22 protein-coding genes and 1 tRNA gene are annotated in these 22,955 nt (G+C 70.5%); 10 read left to right on the forward strand and 13 right to left on the reverse strand.

Translation table 11 applies throughout. The features are described 5' to 3' along the window. Both AC1D01_RS00465 and AC1D01_RS00470 read right to left on the reverse strand, forming a co-directional pair. The coding region (locus tag AC1D01_RS00465; protein ID WP_477864153.1) for an anti-sigma factor at positions 1-655 on the reverse strand (655 nt) is incomplete at its 3' end. After that, the gene (locus AC1D01_RS00470; protein ID WP_477864154.1) at positions 652-1,236 is read right to left on the reverse strand and encodes a sigma-70 family RNA polymerase sigma factor; all 585 of its coding nucleotides are present in this window, start codon (positions 1,234-1,236) and stop codon (positions 652-654) included. The genes AC1D01_RS00470 and AC1D01_RS00465, both read right to left, overlap by 4 nt. Before the next feature lie 59 nt (positions 1,237-1,295). On the opposite strand from AC1D01_RS00470, the gene AC1D01_RS00475 reads away from it, so the two are divergent. After that, positions 1,296-2,600, forward strand: a complete 1,305-nt coding sequence (locus AC1D01_RS00475; protein ID WP_477864185.1) for an Hsp70 family protein — start codon at positions 1,296-1,298, stop codon at positions 2,598-2,600. Here the strand turns inward: AC1D01_RS00475 and AC1D01_RS00480 are convergent, their stop codons facing one another. The 3 genes from AC1D01_RS00480 to AC1D01_RS00490 form a co-directional block, all read right to left on the reverse strand. After that, a complete protein-coding gene (locus AC1D01_RS00480) occupies positions 2,601-3,287 on the reverse strand; it encodes a YecA/YgfB family protein (protein ID WP_477864155.1) in 687 nt (228 codons plus the stop codon). A 328-nt stretch (positions 3,288-3,615) separates the two neighbouring features. Next, on the reverse strand, positions 3,616-4,029 hold the full coding sequence (locus tag AC1D01_RS00485) for a PaaI family thioesterase (protein WP_477864156.1): 414 nt from the start codon (positions 4,027-4,029) through the stop codon (positions 3,616-3,618). Continuing rightward, the gene (locus AC1D01_RS00490; RefSeq protein ID WP_477864157.1) at positions 4,016-5,005 is read right to left on the reverse strand and encodes a LysR family transcriptional regulator; all 990 of its coding nucleotides are present in this window, start codon (positions 5,003-5,005) and stop codon (positions 4,016-4,018) included. Before AC1D01_RS00490 ends, AC1D01_RS00485 begins: the two co-directional genes overlap by 14 nt. A 111-nt stretch (positions 5,006-5,116) precedes the next feature. On the opposite strand from AC1D01_RS00490, the gene AC1D01_RS00495 reads away from it, so the two are divergent. Further along, positions 5,117-6,637, forward strand: a complete 1,521-nt coding sequence (locus tag AC1D01_RS00495) for a CoA-acylating methylmalonate-semialdehyde dehydrogenase (protein ID WP_477864158.1) — start codon at positions 5,117-5,119, stop codon at positions 6,635-6,637. A gap of 86 nt (positions 6,638-6,723) precedes the next feature. After that, a complete protein-coding gene (locus AC1D01_RS00500; RefSeq protein ID WP_477864159.1) occupies positions 6,724-8,751 on the forward strand; it encodes an alpha/beta hydrolase family protein in 2,028 nt (675 codons plus the stop codon). Positions 8,752-8,753: 2 nt separating this feature from the next. On the opposite strand, the gene AC1D01_RS00505 is transcribed toward AC1D01_RS00500, so the two are convergent. From AC1D01_RS00505 to AC1D01_RS00520, 4 genes are all read right to left on the reverse strand, one after another. Beyond that, positions 8,754-9,443 carry a peptidylprolyl isomerase gene (locus tag AC1D01_RS00505; protein ID WP_477864160.1) on the reverse strand — a complete coding sequence of 230 codons (690 nt, stop codon included), beginning with the start codon at positions 9,441-9,443 and terminating at the stop codon, positions 8,754-8,756. Between the two features lie 72 nt (positions 9,444-9,515). Beyond that, positions 9,516-10,343, reverse strand: a complete 828-nt coding sequence (locus AC1D01_RS00510) for an ABC transporter permease (RefSeq protein ID WP_477864161.1) — start codon at positions 10,341-10,343, stop codon at positions 9,516-9,518. Positions 10,344-10,346: 3 nt separating this feature from the next. Continuing rightward, positions 10,347-11,153 (reverse strand): ABC transporter ATP-binding protein, encoded by an 807-nt coding sequence (locus AC1D01_RS00515; RefSeq protein WP_477864162.1) that lies wholly within the window; start codon positions 11,151-11,153, stop codon positions 10,347-10,349. Beyond that, complete coding sequence (locus AC1D01_RS00520) at positions 11,150-12,184, reverse strand: ABC transporter substrate-binding protein (protein ID WP_477864163.1); 1,035 nt, start codon at positions 12,182-12,184, stop codon at positions 11,150-11,152. Before AC1D01_RS00520 ends, AC1D01_RS00515 begins: the two co-directional genes overlap by 4 nt. Before the next feature lie 221 nt (positions 12,185-12,405). Here AC1D01_RS00520 and AC1D01_RS00525 point away from each other — a divergent pair, with 221 nt between their 5' ends. From AC1D01_RS00525 to AC1D01_RS00540, 4 genes are all read left to right on the forward strand, one after another. Then, the gene (locus tag AC1D01_RS00525; RefSeq protein WP_477864164.1) at positions 12,406-14,307 is read left to right on the forward strand and encodes a hypothetical protein; all 1,902 of its coding nucleotides are present in this window, start codon (positions 12,406-12,408) and stop codon (positions 14,305-14,307) included. 87 nt (positions 14,308-14,394) lie between these two features. Then, a complete protein-coding gene (locus tag AC1D01_RS00530) occupies positions 14,395-15,744 on the forward strand; it encodes a S1 family peptidase (protein WP_477864165.1) in 1,350 nt (449 codons plus the stop codon). Further along, a complete protein-coding gene (locus AC1D01_RS00535) occupies positions 15,726-16,733 on the forward strand; it encodes an FHA domain-containing protein (protein ID WP_477864166.1) in 1,008 nt (335 codons plus the stop codon). Before AC1D01_RS00530 ends, AC1D01_RS00535 begins: the two co-directional genes overlap by 19 nt. Then, positions 16,693-17,499: an SDR family oxidoreductase gene (locus tag AC1D01_RS00540; RefSeq protein WP_477864167.1), complete on the forward strand. Its 807-nt coding sequence runs from the start codon at positions 16,693-16,695 to the stop codon at positions 17,497-17,499. The genes AC1D01_RS00535 and AC1D01_RS00540 overlap by 41 nt, the downstream gene beginning before the upstream one ends. A gap of 15 nt (positions 17,500-17,514) precedes the next feature. Here AC1D01_RS00540 and AC1D01_RS00545 read toward each other — a convergent pair whose 3' ends face one another. Then, positions 17,515-18,474, reverse strand: coding sequence for a septal ring lytic transglycosylase RlpA family protein (locus AC1D01_RS00545; protein ID WP_477864168.1), 960 nt, complete (start codon positions 18,472-18,474; stop codon positions 17,515-17,517). 50 nt (positions 18,475-18,524) lie between these two features. Between AC1D01_RS00545 and AC1D01_RS00550 the strand changes: the two genes are divergently transcribed. Together AC1D01_RS00550 and AC1D01_RS00555 are read left to right on the forward strand one after the other, a co-directional pair. Next, positions 18,525-19,391 carry a class II glutamine amidotransferase gene (locus AC1D01_RS00550; protein ID WP_477864169.1) on the forward strand — a complete coding sequence of 289 codons (867 nt, stop codon included), beginning with the start codon at positions 18,525-18,527 and terminating at the stop codon, positions 19,389-19,391. Next, positions 19,363-20,349, forward strand: a complete 987-nt coding sequence (locus AC1D01_RS00555; RefSeq protein ID WP_477864170.1) for a LysR family transcriptional regulator — start codon at positions 19,363-19,365, stop codon at positions 20,347-20,349. Before AC1D01_RS00550 ends, AC1D01_RS00555 begins: the two co-directional genes overlap by 29 nt. Positions 20,350-20,379: 30 nt before the next feature. On the opposite strand, the gene AC1D01_RS00560 is transcribed toward AC1D01_RS00555, so the two are convergent. The 3 genes from AC1D01_RS00560 to AC1D01_RS00570 form a co-directional block, all read right to left on the reverse strand. Beyond that, entirely contained in the window at positions 20,380-21,036 is a 657-nt protein-coding gene (locus AC1D01_RS00560; protein WP_477864171.1) for a DUF2799 domain-containing protein, read from the reverse strand. 37 nt (positions 21,037-21,073) lie between these two features. Next, positions 21,074-22,099: a DUF3667 domain-containing protein gene (locus tag AC1D01_RS00565; RefSeq protein ID WP_477864172.1), complete on the reverse strand. Its 1,026-nt coding sequence runs from the start codon at positions 22,097-22,099 to the stop codon at positions 21,074-21,076. Positions 22,100-22,149: 50 nt separating this feature from the next. Further along, positions 22,150-22,225 (reverse strand) — tRNA-Arg (locus AC1D01_RS00570). A 127-nt stretch (positions 22,226-22,352) separates the two neighbouring features. Here AC1D01_RS00570 and AC1D01_RS00575 point away from each other — a divergent pair. After that, on the forward strand, positions 22,353-22,955 hold the full coding sequence (locus AC1D01_RS00575) for a c-type cytochrome (RefSeq protein ID WP_477864173.1): 603 nt from the start codon (positions 22,353-22,355) through the stop codon (positions 22,953-22,955).

Genomic DNA, 22,955 nt, shown 5'->3' on the forward strand with positions numbered 1-22,955 from the left:
CCAGCGTGACCGCGAGCCGTGTCACGTTGAAGAAGAGCTTCTCGGAGCTGTCCGGGCGCGCCAGCACCGCGCTGCCACGGTCGGGCACCACGCCGAGCGGGAAGGGCTCGCCGCCGTCGCGCGGCAGCGCCCACAGCTGCGCGACGCGGCCGGCCGGCACCGCCACCGGCTGCAGCAGCTTCACGCTGAGCTGCCGGCCGTGGCGCAGCGAGCTCGCGAGCACCGCCGGGCGGCCTTCGCCATCACTGAGCAGGCCGACATAGCTTTGCGGCAGCGATTCGGACGGCGGCTGCAGCCCGATCAGTCCCGGCTGCAGCCGCAGCACCGCCAGGCACAGCAGCACGCCGGCCAGCGCGCCGCCGAGCGAGCGCGCGGACAGCAGGTTCGACAGCCACGCCCCGAAGCCCGCGGAGGCCTTCGGCGCCGCCGGGAACAGCCGGCGCTCGAGCTGCAGCCACGCTGCCTCGCGCGGCTGCATCGGCGGCACGCTGGCCGCGAGCACCGAGAAGCGCTGCTGCCACGCGCCGACCGCCAGCGATGCCGCCGGGCTCGCGGCCAGCACGCGCTCGAAGCGGCGCCGCGCGCCGCCGGTCAGCGTGCCCAGCACGTACTCGCGCGCCAGCCGGTCCAGGCGCTCGGGCTGCAGGTAGTTCATGCGCCGACCCCCGCCGCGACCAGGCAATCCTTCAGCTTGTCGAGGCCGCGCCGCACCCAGGCCTTGGCGGTGCCGACCGGCGCGTTCAGCGCCAGCGCGATGTCGGTGTGCACCATGCCGCGGTAGTACGCGAGCGCCAGCGCCTGCCGCTGCGACGCGTTCAGCGCCGCCATGCAGCCGTCGATGCGCGCCTTGGTCAGCCCGTCGTCCAGCAGCCGCTGCGGCTCCAGCGCGGGGTCGCCGGCGACGGCCATCGCCTCGTCGTCGAGCGCGGTGGTCGAGGCCCGCTCGGTCTTGCCCGAGCGCAGCGCATCGATCGCCTTGTTGCGCACGATGTTGATCAGCCAGGTCATCGGGGCCGCCACGTCGGGCCGGTAGCTCGCCGCGTTGTGCCAGACATTCATGAACGCCTCCTGGAGCACCTCTTCGGCGCGGTCCCTGTCGTTCAAGATACGGAACGCGACGCCCAACAGATGCGCGCAGGTGGCGCGGTACAGCGGCTCGAAGGCGGCGCGCTCGCGCAGCGCGATGCGCGCGAGCAGCGCGGGCAGGTCGGCGGGCGGGGCACGGGTCGGGCTCATCGCGCGGCAGTGTGCCCTACAATCCGCGCCCCCCATCCGTTGTGCCCTTCGCCGCCATCATGTATTGCGCCATCGATTTCGGCACGTCCAATTCGGCCATCGCGATTCCCGATGGATCCACCCCGGACCGATCCGGCGGCGCGATGCGCCTGGTCGAGCTCGAGCCCGGCCAGCGCACGATGCCGACCGCCGTCTTCTACTTCGTCGAAGGCGCCGAGACCAACGGCCCGCCGCGCGCGTTCGGCCGGGCGGCGCTGGCCGCCTACGTCGACGGGCTCGACGGCCGGCTGATGCGCTCGATGAAGAGCATCCTCGGCAGCAGCCTGGCCGAGCAGACCACCGACGTCGGCGGCGGGCGCGGCGTGAAGTACCTCGACATCATCGCCGGCTACCTGAAGCACCTGAAGACGCTGGCCGAGACCGAGGCGCAGTCGCCGATCCACCGCGCGGTGCTGGGCCGGCCGGTGTTCTTCGTCGACGACGACCCGGTGCGCGATGCGCAGGCCCAGGCCACGCTCGCCTCGGCCGCGGCCCTGGTCGGCTTCGACGAGGTGCACTTCCAGTACGAGCCGATCGCCGCGGCCTTCGATTTCGAGAGCGGTGTCGACCGCGAGCAGCTGGTGCTGGTGGCCGACATCGGCGGCGGCACCTCGGACTTCTCGCTGGTGCGCGTCGGCCCCGAGCGCGCGCCCCGGCTGGAGCGCAAGGACGACATCCTCGCCAACCACGGCGTGCACATCGCCGGCACCGATTTCGACCGCCGCGTCGAGCTGGCCAGCATCCTGCGCGAGTTCGGCTACGGCGCGATGGGCCCGAGCGTGGCCGGCGCACCGGCGCGCGAGGTGCCGACCGGCGTGTACTTCGACCTCGCGACCTGGCACCTGATCAACTCGGTGTACAGCCCGCAGCGCGTGGCCGAGCTGCGCAGCATGCGCGGCTTCTACGGCAACCCGCTGCACCACCAGCGGCTGATGACGGTGGTGAACGAGCGGCTGGGGCACGAGCTGGCGTCGCGCGCGGAGGCCGCGAAGATCAGCGTCGCCGAAGGGGGCGACACGGTGATCGACCTGTCGCACGTCGAGCGGCGGCTGGAGGTGCTGCTGACCGAGCGCGAGGCGGTGCAGGCGATCGAGGGCGACATCGCGCGCATCGTCGGCGCGGCGCGCGAGACGGTGCTGCAGGCCGGGCTGCGGCCGGAGCAGGTCGATGCGCTGTACTTCACCGGCGGCTCGACCGGGCTGCGGCTGCTGGCGCAGCAGATCGCGGCGGAGTTCCCGCAGGCGCGCGCGGTGCGCGGCGACCGGTTCGCCAGCGTGGCGACCGGGCTGGGGCTGCACGCCCGGCGCTGGTTCGAGAGAAGCTAGCTAGCGCCGCGGGCGGTGCGGCGGCCGCTGTGGCGGGCGAGGCGCCTGCTGCACTTGCAGCGGCCGCCCGACATCGGCCAGCAGCAGCGTCGCGCGCACCAGCCCTTCGACGGCCTCGCTCAGGTCGGCCGGCGGCTCCAGCGACTCGATCTCCTCGAGCAGGTCGTCGGCATCCTCCAGGTCCTCGGGATCGAGGTGGCGGTACAGCAGCGCGAGCGGTTCGGTCAGCGCCTGCGCGTCGCCGTTCATCAGCTCGGGGAAGGCCTCCATCGCGGTCGCGAAGCCGGCCACCCAGGGCAGCACCGCCTCGATGCTCGCGTCGTCTTCGTCCGAGCCGTCGTCGAGTTCGAACACCCACGGATCGAACCACTGGCGGCGCGTGATCGCGTCGTTCAACTCGGCATGGCGGCGCTGCGCCAGCTCGTGCAGGCGGCGGGCATCGAAGTTCGCCGGCAGCGGGCGGCCGTCGACGTCGGTCAGCAACGGCAGCCAGCGCTGCGCCGGCACCCGCACCGGCTGCACCAGCACGCCGCACAGGAAGCCGTCGACCATGCTGGCGTCCAGCGGGTCGAGCGGTGCCGGCACCGCATCGAGGCGGGCCTGCAGCTCGTCGATCTCCGACTCGCTCAGCGGAGGGGCGGGCGCATGCGTGCGCGCGGGCGGACGGCGGTGGGAGGGCGGGTGCATCGGCGGATTGTCGCGCTGCGCGATGTGCACGTCGCGCCACCGCGTCATTCGCGATGCGAACGCGTGAAAACGCATGCGAACTTTTGTTGGGAATTCGACATCGCTTCGGTCGCTTCCCCCGTTTTGGGGATGGCCCAAACGTTTTCGTCCTCCTACAGTGCACCCATGCTGTCACACGGGTTTGAAATCCAAACCACGCGATACCAACGATTGCACTGAGCCGGGGCCCTCACCAGAACAACAGGCGACCGACCGCAACGATCCCAACGACGTCCTCTCTCTTGAGGACTTCCAGCCCACCCCTTACCGGGTGGGCTTTTTTTTAGGCTCAGGTCAGGATGATCTGCGTGCAGCGGAACAGCGCCATCTTCTTGCCCTGCGGGCTGAAGACGGTGGCCGACCAGACCTGCGTCGAGCGGCCGAGGTGGTCGGCGCGGGCTTCGCAGCGCACCAGCCCTTCCTTCGCGGTGCTGAAGAAGTTGCTCTTCAGCTCGATGGTCGTGAAGTTCTTCGCCCCCTCGGGCAGGTGCGCGATGGTCGCGTAGCCGGCGCTGGTGTCGGCCAGCATGATCACGCTGGCGGCGTGCAGGAAGCCGTTCGGCGCCAGCATCCACGGCTGCACCTGCATCTGCGAATCGAGGTGTCCTTCGGCGATGGCGGTGATCTGCACGCCGAAGCGGTCGGGCGCGAAGCCCGCCTGGCGGTCGTGGAATCCTTCGATGGTGATGTCAGGGCGCAGCATGGTTTCCCTCCGGCAAGTCAGATGGCGACTGTAGCGAGCCTTCGCCGAAACCGCCGGCCAGCGCCGCGCGCAGGTGCGCGACCAGCGCCTGCACCGCCTTCGGCGTGTTCGGGCTCCACGGCCGCATCGCGTAGACCGCATCGCCGAAGAAGCCGACCGGCCGCCACTGCGGCAGCACCTCGCGCAGCTTGCCGGCCCGCAGCGCCGCCGCCGCGCTGAAATCCGGCACCAGCGCGATGCCGAGGCCGGCCAGCGCCGCGTCGCGCAGCACCTCGCTGTTGCCGGCCCGCAGCGGCCCCTGCGCGACGACGCTCAGCCGCTGCGGCTCGGGCTCGTCGCCCAGCGCATCGCGCTCGAACTGCCACAGCGCCGGGCCCGGCCGCAGGTAGGTCAGGCAGGCATGGCCGGCGAGATCCGCCGGCGTCTTCGGCGTGCCCTGGCGCTTCAGGTAGGCGCGCGTCGCCACCAGCAGCGCGCGCGACGCGCAGAGCTTCCAGGCCACGTGGTTCTCCGGCGGCGCGCTGGTGTGGCGCACCGCCAGGTCGAAGCCCTCGTGGGCCAGCGTGACCAGCCGGTCCGACAGGTCGAGCTCGACGCGGATGTCGGGATGCGCGCGCACGAAGGCCTCGAGGTGCGGCGCCACATGCTGCCGCCCGAGCGCCACCGGCGCGGTGATGCGCACCAGCCCGCGCGGCTGTGCGGCCTGGTCGCGCGCCTCGACCACGCTGCGCGCGATCAGCTCGAAGGCCTCGCCGGTCTGCTCGACCAGCCGCCGCCCCGCATCGGTCAGCCGCACCGAGCGCGTCGTGCGCTGCACCAGCGGCTGGCCGACCGCGCGCTCCAGCTCGGTGATGCGCTGGCTGACCGCCGCCTTCGACAGCCCGAGCCGCTGCGCCACCTGCGTGAAGCTCGCCAGCTGGCCCAGCAGCGTCAGCGTGTGCACCTGCGGCCAGAGCAGGTCGATGCGTTGGTCCATGGTCGTCATTGTTCAGATTATCGAACAATGAAGTCACCGTGATCGCATTGGCAAGCGGCCACCCGACTCCTAGACTGAATCGGTACCCCCACAGCTCCAGGAGACCACGCCATGGGCGCCCACGATCCGTTCACCGCCACCGCCGAGGTCGGCCACTTCATCCAGGGCGCGCCGGTCGCGGGCCGCAGCGGGCGCCGCCAGGCGGTCTTCAACCCTGCAACCGGCGCGGTCGCGCGGCAGGTGGTGCTGGGCAGCGCGGACGACGTGAACGCCGCGGTGGCCGCCGCGCAGGCCGCGTTCGACGGCTGGGCGCAGACGCCGCCGATCCGCCGCGCGCGCGTGATGTTCAAGTTCCTCGAGCTGATGAACCAGCACCGCGACACGCTGGCCGCGATGATCACCGCCGAGCACGGCAAGGTGTTCACCGATGCGCAGGGCGAGGTCTCGCGCGGCATCGACATCATCGAGTTCGCCTGCGGCATCCCGCAGCTGCTGAAGGGCGACTTCACCGACCAGGTCTCGACCGGCATCGACAACTGGACGCTGCGCCAACCGCTGGGCGTGGTGGCCGGCATCACGCCGTTCAATTTCCCGTGCATGGTGCCCTGCTGGATGTTCCCGGTGGCGATCGCCGCGGGCAACAGCTTCATCCTGAAGCCGAGCGAGCGCGACCCGTCGGCCTCGCTGTTCATGGCCGAGCTGCTGAAGCAGGCCGGCCTGCCCGACGGCGTGTTCAACGTCGTGCAGGGCGACAAGGTGGTGGTGGACGCGCTGCTGACGCACCCCGACGTGAAGGCGCTCAGCTTCGTCGGCTCGACGCCGATCGCGCAGTACATCTACGAGACCGGCGCGCACCACGGCAAGCGGGTGCAGGCGCTGGGCGGCGCGAAGAACCACATGGTGGTGATGCCCGATGCCGACCTCGACCAGGCGGTCGACGCGCTGATCGGCGCCGGCTACGGCTCGGCCGGCGAGCGCTGCATGGCGATCAGCGTCGCGGTGGTGGTGGGCGACATCGCCGATCGATTGGTCGACGCGGTGGCCGCGCGCGCGAAGACGCTGAAGGTGAAGAACGGCATGGAGCTCGATGCCGAGATGGGCCCGATCGTCACCGCTGAAGCACTCAAGCGCATCAGCGGCTACATCGACATCGGCGTGCAGGAAGGCGCGCAGCTGGTGGTCGACGGCCGCGGCCTGCGCGTGCCCGGTCACGACGGCGGCTTCTGGATCGGCGGCACGCTGTTCGACCACGTGACGCCGCAGATGCGCATCTACCGCGAGGAGATCTTCGGCCCGGTGCTGGCCGTCGTGCGGGTGCCGGATTTCGCGGCGGCGCTGGCGCTCGTCAACGCGCACGAGTTCGGCAACGGCGTCGCCTGCTTCACGAGCGACGGCAACGTCGCGCGCGAGTTCGCGCGGCGCGTGCAGGTCGGCATGGTCGGCATCAACGTGCCGATCCCGGTGCCGATGGCCTGGCACGGTTTCGGCGGCTGGAAGAAGAGCCTGTTCGGCGACATGCACGCCTACGGCGAAGAGGGCGTGCGCTTCTATACCAAGCAGAAGAGCGTGATGCAGCGCTGGCCGTCGAGCATTGCACGCGGTGCCGAATTCGTGATGCCGACCGCCAAATGAACGCTGCGCTCCCGGGGTAAGTGGTCGTAACATCGCCCGCTTCGCGGCGACGACAGCCGCTTCACGACACCATCGGGAGGGCACGCATGCGTGCAATGTGGAGGAAGGGCGTGCGCGCCCTGGGCGTGGCGCTGGGCGGACTGTGCGTCGGCGCGGCGCTGCAGGCGGCTGAACCGGCGAAGGCGGCTTCGGGCCTGCTGCCGGTGGAGCAGTTCACCAAGTGGCCGGACATCCAGAGCGTGCGGATCTCGCCGTCCGGACGGCGGCTGGCGCTGATCCTGACCGGCCCGACCGGGCGCTGGCGGCTCGGCGTGATGGACCTCGATCCGGTCGGGCAGGTCCACGTGGTGGCGGACTACACGGACGCGAACGTCGAGGACGCCTTCTGGGTCAACGACGACCGGCTGGTATACGAAGCGGCCGATCCCGGTGCGGAGATCCGGCAGGGTGGCTACGGCGTGTTTGCCGTCAACCACGACGGTAGCGGGTACAACCAGCTGGTGTCGGCCCGCAGCACGACGCAGGACCATGCGCTCGTCAAGTCCCGGACGCTGCCGTGGGGCTGGACCACGCACTCGCCGGCCCATGACGGCAGTAACGACGTCTTCCTCAAGCACTATGTCTGGGGCAAGGCGGGGGTGCTGGCCAACATCCAGCTGGCGCGCATGGACACGGTCACGATGAAGCTGACCAACCTCAGCCAGGGCGCGCCGGAGGGCGTGCGGGACTGGACACTCGATCGGCAGGGCCAGCCTCGTGTCGTGACGGCACAGGGAAATGGCAAGACGAGCGTGCACTGGCGCAATCCGAAGACGGATCAATGGGAGCAGGTGGCCGAGTTCGACACCTACACCAATGAAGGCAATGGCTTCAGTCCGGAGATCGTCGACGGCTCCGGCGAGTTGCTGGTCTCGGGAGGCGTCAAGACCAACACCCGCGGCCTGTACCGCTTCGACCTCGCGACGCATCGCCTGGACCCGGAGCCCTTGCTGAGCGTTAAGGGTTTCGACGTGGATGGCACGTGGGAAAGCGATCATCGAACCGGTCACGTGCTGGGCAGGCATTTCAGGGCCGACCGTCCGATCAGCGTCTGGTTCGATCCGGCGATGCAGCGCCTGCAGAAGGGGCTCGACGCCGCGCTGCCGGCCGGCCGCAGCAACCGGATCATCTGCGGCGACTGCGAGTCGACCCGCTTCTTCGTCGTCCATTCGACCTCCGACCGCCAACCCGGCGAATACTTCCTGTTCGACAGCAAGAAGAACTCGTTGGAAAAAATTGCCTCGGACCGCCCATGGATCGATGAATCGACCCAAGGCACGCGCAGCTTCCAGCGGGTGAAGATGCGCGACGGCCTCATCATTCCGGTCTATGTCACGAGCCCGGCCGGCACGTCAGCCACCGACCCGCTACCGGCCGTGGTGCTGGTCCACGGCGGACCTTGGGTGCGAGGGGCCGACGTGAGCTGGGCGGCCGAAGCGCAGTTCCTCGCGTCGCGCGGCTACCGGGTGATCCAGCCGGAATTCCGCGGTAGTACGGGGTACGGCGGCAACCTGTTCCGGGCGGGGTTCAAGCAATGGGGCCTCGCGATGCAGGACGACCTCACCGACTCGGTCCGGTGGGCTGCCGAACAGAAGCTGATCGATCCTGCACGCGTGTGCATCTACGGTGGCAGCTATGGCGGCTACGCAGCGCTGATGGGCGCCATTGCCAGCCCCGGCGTCTACAAGTGCGCCGTCAGCTACGCAGGCGTCACCGACATCGACCTGATGCGCGACCTCGCCTGGAGCGACATGTCCGATGAATACAAGCAATACGGCATGCCCATCCTGGTCGGCGATCCGGTGAAGGACGCCGACCAACTCGCCGCCACCTCGCCGCTGAAGCGCGCCGGCGAAATCAAGATCCCGGTGCTGCTCGCTCACGGCAGCGTGGACCGCCGCGTACCGATCGAGCATGCGCGCAAGTTCGTCTCGGCAGCGGAGAGTGCGGGCGTCAACATCGAGATGGTCGACTACTTCGACGAAGGCCACTGCTTCTGCACGCCGAAGAACGAGACGGACTTCTACGGCAGGCTCGAACGCTTCCTGGCCAAGTCGCTGAAACCCGCCCGCTGACCCTACTTGAGCTGCTGGACCCAGAACGTCGCGGTGGGCACGGTCGGCGCGGCGAAGTAGTCGACCTTCAGCGCGGTGATCTTGTCGAGGGTGTCGAGCCCGGCGATGACCTTGCCGAACACCGCATAGCCGTTCTGGTCGCAGTTCGGAGCCGTCGGCCGGATGTCCAGGCAGGCGTGGTTGTCGGCCACGTTGAAGAAGAACTCGCTGGTCGCCGTGGTCGTGTTGGTGCCGCCCTGGCGCGCCATCGCGATGGTGCCCTTCACGTTGCTCAGGCCCTTGTCGCTCTCGAGCACGATCGGGGCGTAGGTCGGGATGTGGGTCCAGTCCCCGGTGAAGCCGCCGCCCTGCACGACGTAGCCCGCGACGACACGGTGCAGCAGCGTGTTCTCGTAGCGCTTGGCAGCAACGTATTGCAGGAAATTCGCGACCGTGACCGGCGCCTTGTCGGCGTACAGCTCCAGCACGATCTCGCCGTGCGTGGTGAGCATGCAGACGGTGTTGGTCGCGGTGCTGGCGGCGGCGGCGGCCTTGCCGGCATCGCTGCAATCGGTCGTGGGCGCGGCCGGGATCGAGACCGGCGCGGGCGGGAAGGTGGGCGCAGCCGGGTACGAGGGGCTGCCGCTGCCGCCACCGCCGCAGGCGGTCAGGGCAACCATCGCGAACAACGGGATCAGGCGTGAAGTCGACATGGGCTTGAACGGAGTGGGCCGCAAATGGGCGAAGCCCCCATTCTCGGCGACTTCACCGCCCGGCACCGCCGCTCAGAGTTTCTCGGTCTCGCCGGTCTTCGGCTGCCACTTCATCAGCCGCCGCTCGCCCCAGCCGACGGCCGCGTCCAGCAGCAGCGCGAAGGCCGTCAGCACCAGGATGCCGGCCATCACGGTGTTGATGTCGAACGAGCCCTCGGCCTGCAGGATCAGGTAGCCGACGCCCTCGGCCGAGCCGAGGTACTCGCCCACCACCGCGCCGACGAAGGCCAGCCCGACGCTCGTGTGCAGCGAGCTGAACACCCAGCTGGTGGCGCTCGGCAGGTAGACGTGGCGCAGCAGCTGGCGCCGGCTCGCGCCCAGCATGCGGGCGTTGGCGAGCACCACCGGGCTCACTTCCTTGACGCCCTGGTAGACGTTGAAGAAGACGATGAAGAACACCAGCGTGATGCCCAGCGCCACCTTGCTCGCGACGCCCAGCCCGAACCACACCGCGAAGATCGGCGCGAGGATCACGCGCGGCATCGAGTTCAGCGCCTTGATGTAGGGCTCGCAGATCGCCGCCGCCATCGGGCTGAGCGCGAGCCACAGCCCGCAACCCAGGCCCATCGCGGTGCCGATGCCGAACGCGAGCACCGTCTCCTGCAGCGTGATCCACAGGTGGTGGTAGATGTCGGCGCCGGTCACGAACCAGGCCCATACGCGCGCGAAGATCTTCAGCGGCTCGCCGAAGAAGAACGCCGCCTGCCGGTCGTTCTCGAACAGGAACGGGCGGACCAGGCCGGGCGCGGTCAGCACGTGCCACAGCACGAAGATCGCGACCAGCAGGCCGAGCTGCCACAGGCGCAGGTTGCCCGGGCGGGGCTTGAGGTACTTCCACATGGGCTAGGCGGCCAGTTGTTGTTGGTAACCCTTGACCACCTCGTCGCGCAGCACCGACCAGATCGCCTGGTGCAACTCGACGAAGCGGGGCGCCGTGCGCACCTCGGCCACGTCGCGCGGCCGCTCGAGGTCGATGCGGAACTCGCCGATCGGGTGCGAGCCCGGCCCGGCGCTCAGGCACACCACGCGGTCGCTCATCGCGATCGCTTCGTCGAGGTCGTGCGTGATGAACAGCACCGCCTTCTTCTTCGCGGCCCACAGCGCCAGCACCTCGTTCTCCATCAGCTGGCGGGTCTGGATGTCGAGCGCCGAGAACGGCTCGTCCATCAGGATGATGTCGGGGTCGAGCGCGAGCGTCTGCGCGAGGCTCACGCGCTTGCGCATGCCGCCCGACAGCTGGTGCGGGTAGCGGTCGCCGAAGCCGCCCAGGCCGACGCGGCGCAGCCACTCGCCGGCCTGTGCCTTCGCATCGGCGACGCCGCGGAACTCGAGCCCGGCCATCACGTTGCGCAGCGCGGTGCGCCACGGCATCAGGCTCTCGGCCTGGAACAGGTAGCCGGCCCGCGTGTTCAAGCCCGCCAGCGGACGCCCGAAGACATGCACCGTGCCGCTGCTCGGCGTCAGCAGCCCGGCCGCCATGTTCAGCAGCGTGCTCTTGCCGCAGCCAGTCGGCCCGACCACCGAGACGAACTCGCCGGCGCCGACGGTCAGCGAGACATCGCGCACCGCGGTGTAGCGCTGGCCCGGATCGTCGCGTGAAATGAAGGTGCAGCTGACGCCGTCGAACTGCAGTGCGGCATCCCCGCTCATGCCTTCGGGTACTTCGCGTTGGCCTTCTTCACGAACTCGTTCGTGTAGACCGCCTGCAGGTCCAGCTTCGCCGCGGCGATCTCCGGGTCGATGCTGGCCAGCGCGCGCCGCGCGGTCTCGGGGCCGGCCTCTGGCATCAACCCGTCCACCGACAGCGCGCCCTTCGCGGCGAGGAAGGCGTCGACGTAGACCGCGCGGTCGCCCAGCAGGTAGCTCTCGGGCACCGCCTTGATGATCTCGCCAGGGCCTGCTGCCTGGATCCACTTGTCGGCCCGCACCAGCGCGTTCGCCAGCGCCTGCGTCGCGAGCGGGTTCTTGTCGATGAAGGTCTGCGGCGCGTACAGGCAGCCGGCCGGCATCGGGCCGCCGAACACCTTGTCGGCCTCGGCGACGATGCGGGTGTCGGTGACGATCTTCAGGTCGCCGCTGCGCTGCAGCAGCGTGATCACCGGGTCGAGGTTGCTCATCGCGTCGATCTGGCCGGAGCGCATGGCCGCGACCGCGCCGCTGCCGGCCCCCACGCCGATGATCGACACGTCGCTCGGCTTCAAGCCCGCCTTCGCGAGCACGAAGTTCGCGAGCACGTTGGTCGACGAACCGGGCGCGGTGACGCCGATCTTCCTGCCCTTCAGGTCGGCGATGCCCTTGAAGGCGGGCATCGTCTTCGGATTGACGCCGAGCACGATCTGCGGCGCCCGGCCCTGCAGCGCGAAGGCGCGCATGCGCTGGCCCTTGACCTGCATGTTCAGCGTGTGCTCGAACGCGCCCGACACCACGTCGGCGCTGCCGCCCACCACTGCCTGCAGCGCGCGCGAGCCGCCGGCGAAGTCGGCGATCGTCACCTCCAGCCCCTCGGCCTTGAAGTAGCCGAGGCTCTCGGCGATCGTCAGCGGCAGGTAGTACAGCAGGTTCTTGCCGCCGACCGCGATGGTCAGCTTCGGCTTGTCGAGCGCCTGCGCGTGCAGCAGCGCAGGAAAGGCGGCCACGGCGCCGGCGGCGGCGCTGCGCAGGAGGATGTCACGACGTTGCATGGTGCGAGATCCGGGGGTCCGAGGAAGCGACAACTTTAGCCCCGATGCCTGGTTGGGCTGTGAGGGTTGCTGCGTAGGCGCCGCCGCGTCACGAAGTCACGTTCACGCGGGAAGCCCCGGCTCAAGGCGGTTGCGCCCACGCCGAAGACTGCTCACCACGGGCCGCCGGAAACCGCTTCCGGGATGGCGCCGTGCGGTATTGCCGGTCGCGAAGGAGCGCCATGAACCTCGGATCCCCCCGTTTCGCACTCTCCGTCCTGGCCGTGCTCGCACTGGTCGCCTGCGGCGGCTCGCCGTCGTCGCAGAACGCCGCGCCGGTGAACGTCACCCCGACCACGCAGCTCAGCGGCTCGGTCGCGGTCGGTGCGCCGATCACCGGCGGCACGCTGCGCATCCTGGACGCCGACGGCGTGCTCGTCGCGCAGGACATCGCGGTCGCGGCCGACGGCAGCTTCACGGTGCCCGAGCTCACGGGCAAGGCGCCGTTCCGCATCGAGGCCTGCGGCTACGCCGGCGCGAACTACCAATGCCTGTACTCGGTCGCGCAAGGCCCCGGCACCGCCAACGTGACGCCGCTGACCAGCGCCACCGTGCTGCTGGCCGCCGGCCAGTCGCCGGTCGAGCTGATGGCCGGCAGCAGCAGCGTGCTCGATGCAAATGCCGTCGCCGGCGCGCAGACCCAGCTGCGGGCCGGCCTGTCGGGCGTGCTCAGCGGCAACGTCGCAGCGAACTTCGACTTCATCACCGGCGCGCTGTCGGCCGGCTCGCGCAGCGGCTACGACAAGGTGCTCGACGCCGTCGGCGTGACCACCGGCGTCGACGACAAGGCCTTCGTGCAGATCACGCCGCGCCTGGGCAGCGGCAACCTCTACCTCGAACAGGGCTCGACGCTCGGCACGGTGACCGTGGCCAACGGCGCGGGCGAGCTGTCGCTCGGCGGGCTCGAGACGCTGTTCGCGAGCATGACGCAGGCGCTGGCCAGCGCCCCCGCCTGCAGCAGCGGCCTCGCGTCGCAGCTCGCGAGCGGCGCGCGCATGAGCACCGACGGCGGTGACCCGCTGAGCGGCGCGAGCGCGGTGGCCGCCGGCCTGTGCGAGATGTTCGCGTCGCAGGAGATGTTCGGCTCGCGGCTGCTGAGCCCGACGCTCGGCCGCTGCGACCTCGACGGTGCGCAGCCGGTGTGCCGCGTCAGCTTCGTGCTGCAGGACCAGGCCGGCGGCGTGCAGCCGGTGGGCAGCGGCATGGGCGTCACGCGCGAGGGCGGTGCGTGGAAGTTCCTCGGCGATGTCGACCCGGTGCAGCTGCATGCCTCGGCGAAGGCGCAGCGCGACGTGCGCATCGACGGCGAGACGCCGGTCGTCAGCTACTCGCGCGCGATCGCGTTCGACATCCAGGCCGTCAGCGGACTGCAGTGCGCACAGGTGGTGCAGCGCAATGCCGACCAGGCGCTCGTGACCATCGCGTACTACAAGCGCTTCGGCGCCGACGTGCCGCGGCTGTCGCTGTGGCAGCAGAACGCGTTCGGCAACACGCGCAGCCTGGACCCGGCGGTGGGCGCGCTGCGCAATGCCGACGACACCTGGGTCGCGCTGCCGGATGGCGATGCGGGCGACGTGGTGGTGCGCAACTTCTTCCGCGGCGGCCGCACCGTCACCGTCAACACCTTCAGCGACGACGCCTGCAGCGTGCCGTTCGCGGTCTCGGGGCGCAGCAGCTTCGAGGTCGACGTCGAAGGCGTGCCGCCGGTCTGGGCCGCGATGCCGAACCTGCCGTGGACCGACCTGACCAGCGCCGGCCGGCAGGCGGTGCTCGACCTCGCGCTCGATGCCAACGCCGGCACCACGCTGAACCTCGCATGGACCTTCAGCCACGGCACGCTCGGCCTCGGCAGCGGTTCGGTCTGCAGCGACCGTGCGCAATGCGGCCAGGGCGGCAGCGGCCGCATCGCCGATTTCCGGCTGCGCCCGGGCGCGACCTCGGCGGCCGTCGCCGTCACCAACGGCGCCACCGCGCTGTCGGCGACGGGCTACAAGATGCTCGCGCTGTACGGCCGCACCGGCGACGGGCTCGACCTGCAGAGCAACGCGATCGCGTGCACGCCCGGCACGATCGAGTGCCATTGAGTTCGTAGCCCGGATGCCAATCCGGGCTTCGTGACCATCGAACCCGGATTGGCATCCGGGCTACGGGGCCCCCGTAGAATCGTTTCGATGAGATCACTCCGCACCGGGCTGCCGGCCCTTGTCTGCGCGTTGTGGCTGGCCGCGTCCGGCAGCGCGATCGCACAGACCGCGCCCCAGAAAGCCGCTCCCCCCGACCCGCCGGCCTCCGCGCCGGTGTCGCTGTCGGCCCGCAAGGTCTACGAGCAGGCCCGCTCGCAGCTGGTGCAGATCCGCACCGTGCTGAAGGGCCAGGCGAGCCAGACCTCGGTGGGCTCCGGCTTCCTGGTGTCGACCCAGGGCCACATGATCACCAACTTCCACGTCGTCGCCGAGGCCGCGCTGCAGCCCGAGCGCCACGACCTGGTGTCGGTCACCGCCGACGGCCGCGAGGCGCCGGTGAAGATCCTGATGCTCGACGTGCTGCACGACCTGGCGCTGCTGAAGATGGCCGATGCCAAGGCCGCCGCCACCTTCGATGCCTTGCCGTTCCGGCCCGAGGGGCAGAAGCTCGCGCAGGGCGAGCGCATGTACTCGCTCGGCAACCCGCTGGACGTCGGCTTCGCGGTGATCGAGGGCAACTACAACGGCCTCGTCGAGCGCTCGTTCTACCCGCAGATCTTCTTCGCCGGCTCGCTGAGCGGCGGCATGAGCGGCGGCCCCGCGCTCGACCAGGAGGGCCGCGTGATCGGCGTCAATGTCGCGCGGCGCGTCGACGGCGAGCAGGTCAGCTTCCTGGTGCCGGCCACCTTCGCGAGCGCGCTGCTGGCCCGCGGGCGCGACGCCGCCCCGCTCGCGCTGCCGGCCTGGCCGGTGCTGACCGAGCAGATGATGGCGCACCAGCAGCTGCTGACCGACCGCTTCATCGCGCAGGGCTGGAAGCTCGCGACGCACCCGCGCTACCAGGTGCCGGTGCCGCCCGACCGCTTCATGCGCTGCTGGGGCAGCAGCGAGCCGTCGCGCACCGGCGGGCTCGATTTCGAGCGCTCCGACTGCGTGATGGACACCCGCATCTTCATGGGCGAGTTCACGACCGGCGCGGTCTCGGTGCGACACGAGAGCTACGACGGCCGCAAGCTCGGCACGCTGCGCTTCTCGGCGCGGTATGCGCAGAGCTTCCGCAACGAGCACTTCGACCGCCGCCGCCCCGACCAGCAGACGCGCCCGCAGTGCCATGAGGATTTCATCGACCGGGGCGGCCTGCCGCTGCGTGCCGTGGTCTGCGTGCGCGCCTACAAGAAACTGCCGAAGCTGTACGACGTGTCGGTGCTGGTCGCCACGCTCGACGAACCCAAATCCGGCGTGCAGGGCCGCTTCGACGCCCAGGGCGTCAGTTATCCGAACGCGATGAAACTCGCACAGCACTACCTGGAGGCCTACGCATGGGTGCCGTCGCGCTGATCGAAGTGCTGGAGCGCGACGGCACGCCGCGCCACGGCGTGGCGGTGCCGCAGTGGCCGCTGCGGGTCGGGCGCGCGCTCGACAACGACCTGGTGCTCGACGACCCGCACGTCGCGCCGCACCACCTGCTGATCGACCGCGACGAGTCCGGCGCGTTCGTGCAGGTGGGCGAGACGATCAACGGCGCGCTGCTCGGCACGCAGCGGGTGGAGGCCGGCGCGCGCGGCGCGGTCGGCGATGCGCCGCTCGCGATCACGATCGGCCGCGTGCACCTGCGGCTGCGCCTGGCCGAGCATGCGCTCGCCCCCGAGCTGCGGCTGGACCCGACGCGTTCGCTCGCGCAGGGCCTGCCGCTGCTCGCGCTGCTGCTGGTGCTGGTCGGGGCGATGCAGGTGTTCAACATCTACCTCGACACCGATCCCGACGGCTTCGTGCGCGCGCTCGGCAGCAGCGCGATCTCGGCCATCGTCGGGCTGCTCGGCTGGTGCGGCGTGTGGACGCTGCTGTCCAAGCTGTTCACGCGCCAGGGGCATTTCGGCTGGCACCTGCGCGTGGTGCTGATCGCGGTGCTGGCGTGGGAGCTGATCAGCGGCGCGACGCAGCTGCTGTCGTTCTCGCTGTCGTGGCCGTGGCTGAGCGACTTCCGGTTCGTGCTCGGCTATGCGGTGGGCGCCACGCTGCTGTACTTCCACATGCTGGCGGTCGAGCCCTACCGGCACCGCCGCGTGCGGCAGGCGGCGGTCGCGATGGCGCTGGTCGGCACCGCGCTCAGCCTGTGGTTCAACTGGCAGGGCGGCGACCGCCTGGGCAGCGAGCTCTACATGAGCCACCTGTTCCCGCCGGCGCTGCGCGTCGCGAAGCCGGTCGACACCGCCACCTTCATGAAGGGCGTGGCGGAACTGCAGGCCACGCTCGACGCGAAGGCCAAGCGCAAGGAGGATGCAGGCGATGACGACAGCAGCGGCGACGGTGGCGGCGATGACGAGTGATGCGGCCGGCCGCACGGTGCTGGTGACCGGCGGCAGCCGTGGCATCGGCGCCGCGGCGGCCGTGTGCTGCGCGGAGCTCGGTTTCGACGTGGTGGTGAACTACACCCGCGATGCGGCCGCGGCGCAGTCGGTGGTCGACCGCGTGCTCGCGCTCGGCCGGCGTGCGATCGCGGTGCAGGCCGACGTGTCGGTCGAGGCGCAGGTGATCTCGATGTTCGCGCAGGTCGATGCCGCAGGGCGCGCTGGCAAGGTGGCGCCGCTGCACGGCCTGGTCAACAACGCCGGTGTCGTCGACCGGGCGACCCGCGTCGAGCAGATCGACGGCGCGCGCCTGCAGCGCATGTTCGCGATCAACGTGTTCGGCAGCTTCCTGTGCGCGCGCGAGGCGGTGAAGCGGCTGTCGACACGCCACGGCGGGCCGGGCGGCGCGATCGTCAACCTGTCGTCGGCCGCGGCGCGGCTGGGGGGCCCGGGGCAGTACGTCGACTATGCCGCCGCGAAGGGCGCGATCGACACCTTCACGATCGGCCTGGCGCGCGAGGTGGCCGCCGAAGGCATCCGCGTGAACGCGGTGCGGCCGGGGATCATCGAGACCGACATCCACGCCTCCGGCGGACAGCCCGACCGGGTGCAGCAGCTGGCGCCGCAGGTGCCGATGCAGCGTGCCGGCACGGCCGACGAAGTGGGGCGCGCGATCGCCTGGCTGATCTCCGATGCGGCGAGCTACACCACCGGCAGCCTGCTCGACGTGACCGGCGGACGTTGAGGCCGACGGGCCCGTTCAGCGGCGTTCGACGATCAACGGCACCAGCTTCAGCGCCTCGCGGATGCGGGCTGCAGCGTCCTGCGCCTCGCCACGGCTCGGGTAGGGCCCGGCCTGCAACCGGAAGATCGACGGCTCGCTGAACACCGCGAGCAAGGGCGCCAGCCAGTCGAGTTCGCCGGACACGCGGCGCTGGAACTCCTCGGCGCCATCGCGCTGCTTGAACGCGCCGAGCTGCACCCAGAAGCCTTGTGCCGCGGTCGTGAAGGCGCGGCTGGGTTTCGGGTCGACCGGCGCATCGGGGGCCGATGCGGCAGGCAGCTCGGGCATCGGCACGGCGGCGACCGGCACCGGCAAGGGGGTCGACACGGCAGCCAGCTCCGTCGCGCCCCCGTCGCGCCGCCACGACCCGGCGCGGATCTGCTCGAACGTGATGCGCTCGACCTCGACCGGCGCGACGCCGTTCAGCACGCCGAGCTTCAGCGCCGCGGTGTAGCTCAGGTCGATCACGCGGCCCGGGTGGAACGGGCCGCGGTCGTTGACGCGCACGACCACCTCGCGCCCGTTGGCCGGGTTGCGCACGCGGGCATAGCTCGGGATCGGCATCGTCTTGTGCGCGGCCGTCATCGCGTACATGTTGTAGACCTCGCCGCTCGCGGTGCGCCTGCCGTGGAACTTGCGGCCGTACCACGAGGCCAGGCCCTTCTCGGTCAACGGGCTGTCGTCGCGCTGCGGCGTGTAGTCCTTGCCGAGCACCTCGTAGGGCTTGTTCGGCCCGCCCGGGCGGATCGGCTCGACCTGCGGCTGCGCATCGGGCACGCGCGCGAGGTCGGGCGGCGGCTTCGCTTCGGGTCCGTCGCGAGACGACGATTTCGGCGGGCCCGAGGCGCACGCCGCCAGCAACGCCGCGACGCACAGCATCGAGAGGTGGTGCCTGTGCTCGCGCAACTCGCGGGCGATCGCATCGAACTTCGTCATTTCTCCTCAATTGGAGGACAGCATGGCGCGTATTGAACACCAGATCTGCCATGTGCCAGCTACTCGGGATGAGCTCCAGCGCGAATGCCGCGATCACTTTCTCGTTCACCGGCTTCGCGCAACGCGGTGGCCGCACCGGCGACCATGCCGACGGCTGGGGCATCGCGTTCTACGAGCGATCCGGCTGCCGCATCTTTCTCGACGACCAGCCGGCCTGCGATTCGCCGCTGGCCGAATTCGTCAGCCGCTACCCGATCAAGTCGAAGATCGTGCTGGCCCACCTGCGCAAGGCCACGCAGGGCGAGCCGATGCTGTCGAACAGCCACCCGTTCCAGCGCGAGTGGGGCGGCCAGTCCTGGATCTTCGCGACCAACGGCGACCTGCGCGATTTCCACCCGCCGCTGCGCGGGCCCTTCCTGCCGATGGGCAGCACCGACAGCGAGAAGGCCTTCTGCTGGATGCTGCAGCAGCTGCGCGAGCGCTTCGGCGACCGGCCGCAACCGCCGGGCTGGCTCGAGATGGCGCCGTGCGTGGCCGAGCTGTCGGCATCGATTGCGCGGCACGGCAACTTCAACATCCTGCTGTCCAACGGCCAGGGCTTGTACGCGCACTGCTCCAGCCGGCTGGTGGTGCTGGAGCGCCGCCACCCGTTTCCGACCGCCCGCCTGGTCGATTGCGACGTGTCGCTCGACCTGGGCGTGCTGAACCGGCGCGACGACCGCATGGTCGTCATCGCGACCGCGCCACTCACGGTCGACGAGCCGTGGTCGCCGCTGAAGACCGGCGAATCGCGGCTGTTCGTCGACGGCGAAACGGTCTGGCGCCACACGCACCCCGACACCCGGATGTTCCCGGTTCCGACGACGCACAGCGGCCGAGGACGCAGCGATGCCGATGGACGTCCGATGGCTCGATGATTTCCAGGCGGTGATCGACTGCGGCAGCTTCACGCACGCGGCGCAGCGCCTGGGCGTGTCGCAGTCGGGGCTGTCGCGGCGCATCCAGGCGCTGGAGCAGTGGGTCGGTGCGCCGCTGTTCGATCGCCTGGCACAGCCGCTGCTGCTGACGGCAGCGGGGCGCCGCTTCGCACCGCTGGCGATCGGGCTGCAGTCGATGCTCGACGCCGCGCAAGGACCGGATCCCTTGCGCATCCACCACCACCCCCATGCCGTGACGATCGCCGTCGCCGACGGCCTCGAGGCGGGCCTGCTGCCGCGGCTGCTCGGGCGCATCCGCAGCCGCTGCCCCGACACGGCGTTGCGCATCATCGGCCACGACGAGCGCCACGCGCGCGCCTCGCTGCTGTCGGGCCGCTCGCTGCTGTGGGTGGTGGCCCAGGATCCGCATGCGGCGGTCGACCTCGCCCCGGAGTTGTTCCAGGCCAAGCTGGTCGCGCGCGACCGCCTGATGCCGGTGGTGGGCGCGCGCGGCGGCCGGCCGCTGTTCGAGCTGCCGGGCACGCCGCAGCGGCCGGTGCCGGTCGTCGACTATGCGGATGCGCATCCGCTGGCGAGCTTCCTGAACCGGGGCCTGGCGCGCGAGCGCACGCTGCCCCACCTGCGCGTGGCCGGCGTCGCACAGAGCATGTCCGGCTTGCACGCGCTGGTGGCCCAGGGGCTCGGGCTCGGCATGGTCTACGAGTCGATGGTGAGCCACGAACTGCGGGCCGGCGAGTTGCTGTGCGCCCAGCCGCGCTGGACCGCGCCGGTCGAGGTGCTGATGGTGCGGCCGCGCCACGTCCCGCACGGCAGCCCGGCGGCCGTGCTGGCGAACACGATCTGGGAGCAGACCGCCGAGCTGCCCGAAGAGCCGCGCCATCCGCTGGCGACCTCGGCGGCGCGCACGGCGCTGCTCGTCAGCGACGTCGTGGGCTGAGGGCGACAGCTCAGCGCGGCGTGGCGGCGCTCAGAGCGACAGCGCCGACAGCTCGGCCTGGCGGATGAGGCGGCGCGTCGCAGCCTCGTCGGCATCCAGCTGGCGCAGCTGCCGCCGGGCGGTGTCGCGCTGGTCGGCGCTCGACTTGTCGTCGGCCAGAACCCTCCGCTGCTCGGTCGCATCGCGCAGGATGCCGTCGAGGCGGTTGTTCAGCTCGCGCAGTTCGGTGCCCATGCGCAGGCCGGCGTTGAACGGCCCCGCGAGATCCGCCGGGCAGGTGTTGCGGTAGGTGCCGCCGAGCCGCGCGAACTCGTAGCCGCTGCGCGCGGTGCAGAAGCTGATCAAGCCCATCTCGTAGCCGGTCCGGTAGGCGTTGCCGACCGGCACCGGCGCGCACAGCGGCGCCGACACCTTGCCGAGCGTCGCATCGTTCTCGCCGAGTTCGCCGGTGCAGTAGGCGCGCTGCCCGTCGGCATGGCCGGCGGCATAGGCGGTGCGGTCGGCGCCGATGTCGTTCTTGCGGCAGGCGTCGGCACGCGCGGCGAAGCGCTCGATCGTCAGGCCTTGCGATGCATCGCGGCGGCCGAGCTCGCGCCAGTCGGCCTTCAGGCAATCGTCCTTGCTCATCACCGAGCAGCCGGCGAGGAAGGTGGCGCAGAGGGTGGCGAGGGTCAGGGTGCGAAGCATGGGAGGCAGGTGCAGGGGTGAACTCGCGAGCAGGCGATCAGGCCATCGACAGCGCGAGGATCGCGGCCAGGAACAGCAGCAGGGCCACCAGGCACACGCACAGCAGCACGCCGGTGCGCCACAGGGTCGACGACCAGGTCAGGCCATAGGCTTCGCGCAGGTGCACGGCCATGTGCACCGGCGGCACGAGGATCAGCAGCGGCGCGACGAAGCCCTGCGCAGGCGTGCCGTACAGCAGCGCCGCGACCGTCACCAGCAGCGACATGAAGGTCAGCGAGTAGAGCGAGAAGACGGCATGGTCGTACATCGCGATCCCGCGGCGCCAGAAGAACATCAGCCACAGGAACGGCAGCGAGATCGGCACCAGCAGGAATGAGAACTTGTAGGCCGTGCCCTTGAGCTTGTAGAGCGCCAGTTCCGGGTTGTCGATGGCGTGGCGGATCGCCGCATCGAGCTTCGCGTTGCCGGTGTTCACCTGGGTGCGGCGCTTTCCGTCGACCGGGCTCGATGCCGGCGCGGCAGCCGCCCTCGGCGAAGCGTCGAAGGCCTGCAGGGCGGCACCTTGCGTGCGCGCCTCCTGGCGGGCTTCGGCCAGTTCGGCGAGTGCATCGGTGAGGTCTTCACCCCGCGCCCGGATCCGGGCGAGTTCCTGCTCGGCCTTGGCGACCGCCGCATCGGCCTCCTTCACCTCGGCCAGCAGGTCGGCCCGCTCGGATGCGGCGCCTGCGAGACGGTCCGGCGTTCCCTTGGGTCCGAGGGACACCACGAAGAACATCAGGAACACCGTGAACAGGAAGAGCGCCAGCGGCGACACATGGCGCACGCGCTGGCCGTCGATGAAGCGGCGCGTCAGCAGGCCGGGCCGCGCCACCAGCAGCGGCAGCGTGCGCCAGCCCTTGGCCTCGAAGTGCAGCAGGCCGTGCAGGACCTCCTCGCCCAGGTGCAGCAGCGAGCGGTGCAGGTGACCGCTCTGGCCGCAGGCGTGGCACCAGGCACCGCGCAGTGTCTCGCCGCAGTTGCGGCACGCCTTGTGTGCATCGTCGCTCACCGCTGCAGCGCGCATGGGGATCGTTCTTCCGTGAAGTGGACCGATGGTGCTGCGGGGTGCGGAGATGGTGCGCCCGGCTGGGATCGAACCAGCAACCCCTGCCTTCGGAGGGCAGTACTCTATCCATTGAGCTACGGGCGCGAAGTGCGGGATTCTACAGTGACCGCCACCGACCCCGGGTGAGCCCGGTGGCGCGCCGGGGGGCGGCCTCTATAATCCCGCGGTTTTGCCAGTACCGCCAGCCAACGGATACGCCTCGAGGAACTCCATGAGCGACGCCCACAGCACTCCCGAACACGACGCCCCGCACGAGGGTCCGATCAAGACGCCCAAGCAGCTGATCCTCGCGGTGTTCTTCGCCTTCGTGATCCCGATCATCGCCATCATCCTGCTGGTCAGCTACGTCGAGGCCGATCACCAGCCCGCCGCCGGCAGCGATGGCCTGAAGGCCGAGGCCGTTGCCAAGCGCATCCAGCCGATCGCCGGCTACGAGGTCAAGGACCTGTCCGATCCCGCCTCGCTGAAGAACGGCGAGCAGGTCTTCGCCGCCCAGTGCACCGCCTGCCACACCGCCGGCGTCGCCGGTGCGCCGAAGTTCGGCGACACCGCCGCCTGGGCGCCGCGCATCCCGCAGGGCTACGACGTGCTGCTGACCCACGCGCTGAAGGGCAAGGGCGCGATGGGCCCGCAGGGCGGCGGCGACTTCAGCGATGTCGAGATCGGCCGCGCCGTCGTCTACATGGCCAACAAGGGCGGCGCCAAGTTCGCCGAACCCGCGGCCGCGCCGGCCTCCGGTGCTGCACCCGCTGCGGCCGCCTCCGCCGCCGAAGCGGCCCCGGCTGCGTCGGCCGCCGCCTCCGGCGTGAAGTAG

Source organism: Rhizobacter sp. P3_B12 (assembly GCF_056402895.1).

Coding starts and splice junctions, on each gene's coding strand:
- AC1D01_RS00470 (WP_477864154.1), bottom strand. CDS start 1,236: ATGAGCCCGACCCGTGCCCCGCCCGCCGACCTGCCCGCGCTGCTCGCG.
- AC1D01_RS00475 (WP_477864185.1), top strand. CDS start 1,296: ATGTATTGCGCCATCGATTTCGGCACGTCCAATTCGGCCATCGCGATT.
- AC1D01_RS00480 (WP_477864155.1), bottom strand. CDS start 3,287: ATGCACCCGCCCTCCCACCGCCGTCCGCCCGCGCGCACGCATGCGCCC.
- AC1D01_RS00485 (WP_477864156.1), bottom strand. CDS start 4,029: ATGCTGCGCCCTGACATCACCATCGAAGGATTCCACGACCGCCAGGCG.
- AC1D01_RS00490 (WP_477864157.1), bottom strand. CDS start 5,005: ATGGACCAACGCATCGACCTGCTCTGGCCGCAGGTGCACACGCTGACG.
- AC1D01_RS00495 (WP_477864158.1), top strand. CDS start 5,117: ATGGGCGCCCACGATCCGTTCACCGCCACCGCCGAGGTCGGCCACTTC.
- AC1D01_RS00500 (WP_477864159.1), top strand. CDS start 6,724: ATGCGTGCAATGTGGAGGAAGGGCGTGCGCGCCCTGGGCGTGGCGCTG.
- AC1D01_RS00505 (WP_477864160.1), bottom strand. CDS start 9,443: ATGTCGACTTCACGCCTGATCCCGTTGTTCGCGATGGTTGCCCTGACC.
- AC1D01_RS00510 (WP_477864161.1), bottom strand. CDS start 10,343: ATGTGGAAGTACCTCAAGCCCCGCCCGGGCAACCTGCGCCTGTGGCAG.
- AC1D01_RS00515 (WP_477864162.1), bottom strand. CDS start 11,153: ATGAGCGGGGATGCCGCACTGCAGTTCGACGGCGTCAGCTGCACCTTC.
- AC1D01_RS00520 (WP_477864163.1), bottom strand. CDS start 12,184: ATGCAACGTCGTGACATCCTCCTGCGCAGCGCCGCCGCCGGCGCCGTG.
- AC1D01_RS00525 (WP_477864164.1), top strand. CDS start 12,406: ATGAACCTCGGATCCCCCCGTTTCGCACTCTCCGTCCTGGCCGTGCTC.
- AC1D01_RS00530 (WP_477864165.1), top strand. CDS start 14,395: ATGAGATCACTCCGCACCGGGCTGCCGGCCCTTGTCTGCGCGTTGTGG.
- AC1D01_RS00535 (WP_477864166.1), top strand. CDS start 15,726: ATGGGTGCCGTCGCGCTGATCGAAGTGCTGGAGCGCGACGGCACGCCG.
- AC1D01_RS00540 (WP_477864167.1), top strand. CDS start 16,693: ATGACGACAGCAGCGGCGACGGTGGCGGCGATGACGAGTGATGCGGCC.
- AC1D01_RS00545 (WP_477864168.1), bottom strand. CDS start 18,474: ATGACGAAGTTCGATGCGATCGCCCGCGAGTTGCGCGAGCACAGGCAC.
- AC1D01_RS00550 (WP_477864169.1), top strand. CDS start 18,525: ATGTGCCAGCTACTCGGGATGAGCTCCAGCGCGAATGCCGCGATCACT.
- AC1D01_RS00555 (WP_477864170.1), top strand. CDS start 19,363: ATGCCGATGGACGTCCGATGGCTCGATGATTTCCAGGCGGTGATCGAC.
- AC1D01_RS00560 (WP_477864171.1), bottom strand. CDS start 21,036: ATGCTTCGCACCCTGACCCTCGCCACCCTCTGCGCCACCTTCCTCGCC.
- AC1D01_RS00565 (WP_477864172.1), bottom strand. CDS start 22,099: ATGCGCGCTGCAGCGGTGAGCGACGATGCACACAAGGCGTGCCGCAAC.
- AC1D01_RS00575 (WP_477864173.1), top strand. CDS start 22,353: ATGAGCGACGCCCACAGCACTCCCGAACACGACGCCCCGCACGAGGGT.